General features: G+C 39.1%; 7 protein-coding genes and 1 pseudogene. All 8 read left to right on the top strand.

The annotated features are described in order from the left end of the window. Nucleotides 1-635, top strand: a 635-nt coding sequence (locus HMPREF1505_RS12965) for an RHS repeat-associated core domain-containing protein (protein WP_197017511.1), incomplete at its 5' end; no start/stop codon positions are given. Next, nucleotides 626-1,174 (top strand): hypothetical protein, encoded by a 549-nt coding sequence (locus HMPREF1505_RS12640; RefSeq protein ID WP_051412348.1) that lies wholly within the window; start codon nt 626-628, stop codon nt 1,172-1,174. The genes HMPREF1505_RS12965 and HMPREF1505_RS12640, both read left to right, overlap by 10 nt. 17 nt (nt 1,175-1,191) lie before the next feature. Beyond that, entirely contained in the window at nt 1,192-1,929 is a 738-nt protein-coding gene (locus tag HMPREF1505_RS13660) for an RHS repeat domain-containing protein (protein ID WP_369758973.1), read from the top strand. 6 nt (nt 1,930-1,935) lie between these two features. After that, entirely contained in the window at nt 1,936-2,649 is a 714-nt protein-coding gene (locus tag HMPREF1505_RS12635) for a hypothetical protein (RefSeq protein ID WP_051412346.1), read from the top strand. Between the two features lie 139 nt (nt 2,650-2,788). Beyond that, nucleotides 2,789-3,658: an RHS repeat domain-containing protein gene (locus HMPREF1505_RS13540; protein ID WP_231480375.1), complete on the top strand. Its 870-nt coding sequence runs from the start codon at nt 2,789-2,791 to the stop codon at nt 3,656-3,658. After that, a complete protein-coding gene (locus tag HMPREF1505_RS07880) occupies nt 3,659-3,886 on the top strand; it encodes a hypothetical protein (protein ID WP_036924378.1) in 228 nt (75 codons plus the stop codon). Beyond that, nucleotides 3,861-4,238 (top strand): hypothetical protein, encoded by a 378-nt coding sequence (locus tag HMPREF1505_RS07875; RefSeq protein ID WP_051412345.1) that lies wholly within the window; start codon nt 3,861-3,863, stop codon nt 4,236-4,238. Before HMPREF1505_RS07880 ends, HMPREF1505_RS07875 begins: the two co-directional genes overlap by 26 nt. Before the next feature lie 127 nt (nt 4,239-4,365). Then, nucleotides 4,366-5,316: pseudogene (locus HMPREF1505_RS13535) on the top strand (RHS repeat domain-containing protein); the annotation flags it as partial.

Here is a 5,316-nt window from a genome sequence, read left to right as displayed (position 1 = left end):
GTCCTGTACAGGCATACGATGATAATGGTAATATTGTCTGGCAGGCAGACTATGACATCTACGGTAACGTCCGTAACCTTCACGGCAGCAGGAAGTTCATTCCTTTCCGCCAGTTAGGACAGTATGAGGATGAGGAGACTGGGCTGTATTACAACCGCTTCCGCTATTATGCACCAAGGCTAGGTAATTACATCAGCCAGGATCCAATAAGGTTAGCGGGAAATAACCCGACGCTGTATGGGTATGTGGGGGATTGTAATGAGGAGGTTGACATACTGGGTCTTATGCCATCTTGGATGCCTACAAAACGTGGCTATCAAAGACATCATATTATACCTCAAAGCCTTAAGAACCATCCAATCTTAGAAGCTTCTGGTATAAATATCGATGGAGCAGGTAATATGAAATATTTGCCAGTTGCAGAAGGAATAGATTCAAATCCAAATAAGGCAATTCATAATGGTTGGAATGATGTTCATAAAGAATATAATGCAACTATGAAAGGACGTTTAGACAACCTCTATGGTCAAGCTCTAAAAGAAAAATGGGACACAAGGAGGATGCAACAAGAATTAACAGAATTACAGAGAAAGACAAGGGCAGAACTTAACTCTGGTAAAATAAAATGCCATTAAATATGTTTGTAATAAATCAATATGAAACAAATACAGGTCAGATTGTTTGTTTTAAATCACAATCTGATTCACAAAGATATTGGAATTTTTTTATCGAAAATAAGAATGTAATACCGTTTCAGTATGTAAATCCACTTCTTATTGCAGGAAAAGGTTATACATATACTCAAATTCAAAAACTTGATTTTTTGAATTGTATTATACCTATACCTATTTTCTCTTGTAGATTCGTTAAAAAATACAAAGATTTATTAAAGGAGGAGTTACAATTCTTCCCATGTAAGATAAAAATAAAAGATAAAACTGTAGACTTTTTTTTGGGACGTATTATTAAAAGTGATAATATTCTGGATTTACAACGTTCAGGGAGTCTAACTTTGACTGATGGTTCCTCCTTGCCAGATGTTCCTTTCTTTTATCAAACAAGAAATGATAATTTCTATATTCTACGAGATTGTTCATTCAAGTCACATTATATTGTTTCTAAGTATTTTGCTAGTTTATGTGAAGGATTTAATATAGAAGTAAAGTCTGTGTAAATGGATAGCTCCGTCTAATTATACAGAATGGTGAACGCTACACGATCATCAACGACTACATCGGCCGCCCCGTCCGGGCATACGATGATAACGGTAATATCGTCTGGCAGGCAGACTATGACATCTACGGTAATCTCTGTAATCTTCACGGCAGCAGGCAGTTTATTCCTTTCCGCCAGTTAGGTCAGTATGAGGACGAGGAAACAGGGCTGTATTACAACAGGTTCAGATATTACGATCCGAGGACTGGTAATTATATCAGCCAAGACCCGATAAGGCTGATGGGTAATAACCCAACGCTGTATGGGTATGTGGGGGATTTGAATAAATATGTAGATGTTTGGGGATTATCAGATTGCAAGCTGAGTTCTGATTTTAAGAATGGAGCTTCATTTCTCATTCCTAGTGATAGTTATGAACAATTTGTTAAAAACTCATCTATGGTTGGAAGACCTGACGGACAGTTTGTTTCTCCAAGCAATCAGATAGATGATTTGTTAAAGAAAGCTAATGGAGATATTTCTATAATAGAAGAAGCTTTAGGTATTCCTAAGGGTGGTTGGCAAGGAAAAGGAGGTATGTACAGAATAGATATTTCAAATCCTCAAAATTATAACTTAAGATCAGCAAGCTCGGGAATTTCTGGTGCTAATAATTTGTTTATAGCTGGAGGTAAGACCTCTGGTGGTATATCAGAAGGTATAATAGATCAGGTACCAAAGGGAAATGTAACTATAACAAGAATTATAAAGTAATTTCATATGTTAGAAAAAATTAAAGTAAATAAAAATAATTACTACAAAGTTGGCTATATCCCGTACCTCAAGCAGTATGTTTTAGCAATAACTATTACTTGGATTGCTTGGTATGAAAGGTATTATTCTATTTCGGAAGGCGAGTATAAATGGTTTGATAATGATATAGATAAATTAAATCATTTAGCGAATGAGTTGTATCACTTGGGAATATCTAGTTCTCGTTTTATTTTTTCAGAAATGAGTGCGGAGAACGATTCATCTCAGATGAAACTATTTAACAAAGTATTTCAGAAAGACATAGGGAAGAAATCCCAACGAAAAGAAGAGCTTAATTCTGAGATTATACAGATATGTCATTTAAATATGGATAATATTATTTCTGTGAATCCTAATTTGCTATATCTCAAAGATAAAGATGGTGAGTTCATCAGATTATACAACAACGACAAAAATATAGATATTTTAGAGACTCCTGTTATAAAAGAACAACAGAAAAACATATCTGGTTCTGATGATTGTTCTGTAATTATCTTGAATGCAGAGGAAATAGGTTTTCTTCAAAATTATAGCTGGGAATATTTTGATAATAAGATAATCAAGATAAAAATTGCAACAGAGTTCTCTGACATTTTAATAGAAGCATATGATTGTGGGTTTATAATTAATATTAAATATAAAAGTGGAAAAATGCAACGCATAGATACCGCAAAGTGTTAAAAATATTACTAAATCTAGTTCTTGCATCCTACAGCGTTCAAGCGTACACGGCAAGGGTGGCAGGATTCTCCGTGACCGCCATTATGACTATCTCTATGACGTTGAGGGTAACCTCATCCTGAAGACTCCACGTCGTGGATTGACACAGCATCCGAACCACGAAGTATCGGAGGAAAGTGGCACGCATATTGCTTGGCAGACAGGTGACTATGCCTATGAATGGTATGGCAACGGCATGCTCAAGGAGGTGCGGCTTCCATACGGTAAGACTGTTCGTTTCGAGTATGATGCCCTTGGGCGTCGCACGGCAAAGCTTTTCAATGGTCACGTCTTCCGTTACCTTTGGGACGGCAACGTGATGGTGCAGGAGTGGCAGTATGAGGAGAAGGACCGACAGCAGCATAGCATTGATGAGTTCGGTCGCATCCGTATGCTGAGTGAAGAGCCAGTAGAGAACCTTGTCACGTGGGTTTATGAGGAAGGCTCATACGTTCCTGTGGCAAAGATACAAAACGGTGAACGCTACACGATTATCAGCGACTATATTGGTCGCCCTGTGGAAGCGTACAACAGCTATGGTAACGTTGTTTGGCAGGCTGACTATGATGTTTATGGTGACCTTCGAAACATAAAAGGCATTCGTGACTTCATCCCTTTCCGCCAGTTGGGACAATACGAGGACGATGAGACGCGCCTCTATTACAACAGGTTCAGATATTATGACCCGAGGATTGGTAACTACATAAGCCAAGACCCGATAAGGTTGGTAGGAGGAAACCCTACGCTGTATGGGTATGTCATTGACCCCAATATACAAATAGACCAGCTTGGACTAACAGTTGAAGGCAAATCTGCAAATGTTATTATTTCAATGGGGGCAGATGCAAATACAACAATGCCAGACTATTCACCACCATATAAACCTAACGCAAAGGTAACAGAATTTACTACAATGCGTGAAGAAGTTTTTGTAAGGGTTCATGGTGCTGAAAATAAATGTGGTCCATGAATGATGCATGAAGCAGCAATACGTGGCTTGTCTCCCGAACAAATAAAAACTAAGTTTAATTTGCCCAATACGCCAACCCATGTTTCTACTGTAACTGTACCAGCTGGAACTCGAATGAGATCTGGTAAAGTTAATCCTCTTCCAGAATTTGGAGGTGTAGATATGAACGCAAAACAATTCCAATTACTGGAACGTATCCCTAATGAAAATTTCGGAAACACCAAATAGATTAAGAGTTATCATTAACAATATAATTATACACAACATGACTAATCTTCAAGAAACAAGTGTCAAAAACTTAGATATAAAAAAAGAATTATGTTTTGATTCCGTCATTATTAAATTATATAATGTCCCAACTAAATGTAGATGTAATAGAAATATAGTTGTAGAAAACAAAAAAGGAGAATTAATATGGCAAGTAAAAGATGTAAATCCTTCATTGGATTCACCTTTTACAAATATTGATTTTTTTGATAAAGAAAGAATTATAGCCCACAACTGGTTAGGTGCAGATTATTATGTTGATATAAGGACGGGAATAATGCAAATAGTTAATAGAAACTCAAGAATATGGTGATATTTTTCAATGACTGAACCTATAATTGTTAATGAAAAACATATTATAGTTCTTAAGTTGCAACAGGAAAACGAATATTCGCCTACGTGTACTGAGTGATTAACCCGTAGAGAATTTTGACGGCACGGTGATTACTACACAGCTACCTGATGGTACGGCTGTGCATCATCAGCATGACCAAGCTAACAAGTACACCGATGGTAGCTGGGAGGCTTGGGAGTACGATAAGGCAGGACGGCTCACCAAAGCGTACAACAGAGACAGCGTGACAGAGTTCGTGCGTAATGCTTTCGGGCAGGTCATAAAGGAAACGCAGGACGGGCGTACAGTGGAGCATAAGTATGATGAGCGTTCCCGACTCTCACATATCGTCAGTGCATTAGGAGGAAGTATTACCTACGGATATGATATAAAAGGCACTGTCAACCACATATCAGCTGGTATGTCAGGACAGAGGAAGCCTTGGGAAGCGAATATAGCATACGATAGGTTCGGGCGTGAAACTTCACGCATAATGTCTGGTTGTGTAGAGAATACTATGCAATATGACAATGTCGGTCGCCCTGCGCATCAGCGTGTCCGTCATAATGGGCAAACACTGCTTGATAAGTCATACCTTTGGAGTGATAATCTTCGTCTTCTGCAGACGCTTGACACAATAAACCGCAGAAGTGTCCGTTACGATTATGATACCTTCGGTTCTCTGTCAGGGGCTGTATATGATGACGGTAGTTGTCAGTGGCGTAACCCAGATGCAATGGGTAACGTGTACGATAGCCCTGACCGTACGGACAGGAGTTATGGTCGTGGTGGACAGCTGCGTGAGGACAAGAAATGGCGGTATTATTATGACAGCCATGGCAACCTTGTGCTGAAGAGCATGCGTAGGTCGGGACCATCCCTTGAAACTGGAATGCGGGATGAGTTCCTTGCTTGGCAGAGCGGTGACTATGCCTACACGTGGCAGGGCAATGGTATGCTTAGGAGTGTAACACGCCCTGACGGAAAGACCGTTACGTTCAAGTATGACGCTTTAGGCAGACGCATTGAGAAGGTCTTTGACGGACGAGTATATCGC

Origin of the sequence: Prevotella sp. ICM33 (assembly GCF_000517825.1) — a bacterium.
GTDB lineage: Bacteria > Bacteroidota > Bacteroidia > Bacteroidales > Bacteroidaceae > Prevotella > Prevotella melaninogenica.
Note: the sequence above shows the minus strand (reverse complement) of the source record. Positions and strands in the feature narration are given on the sequence as shown.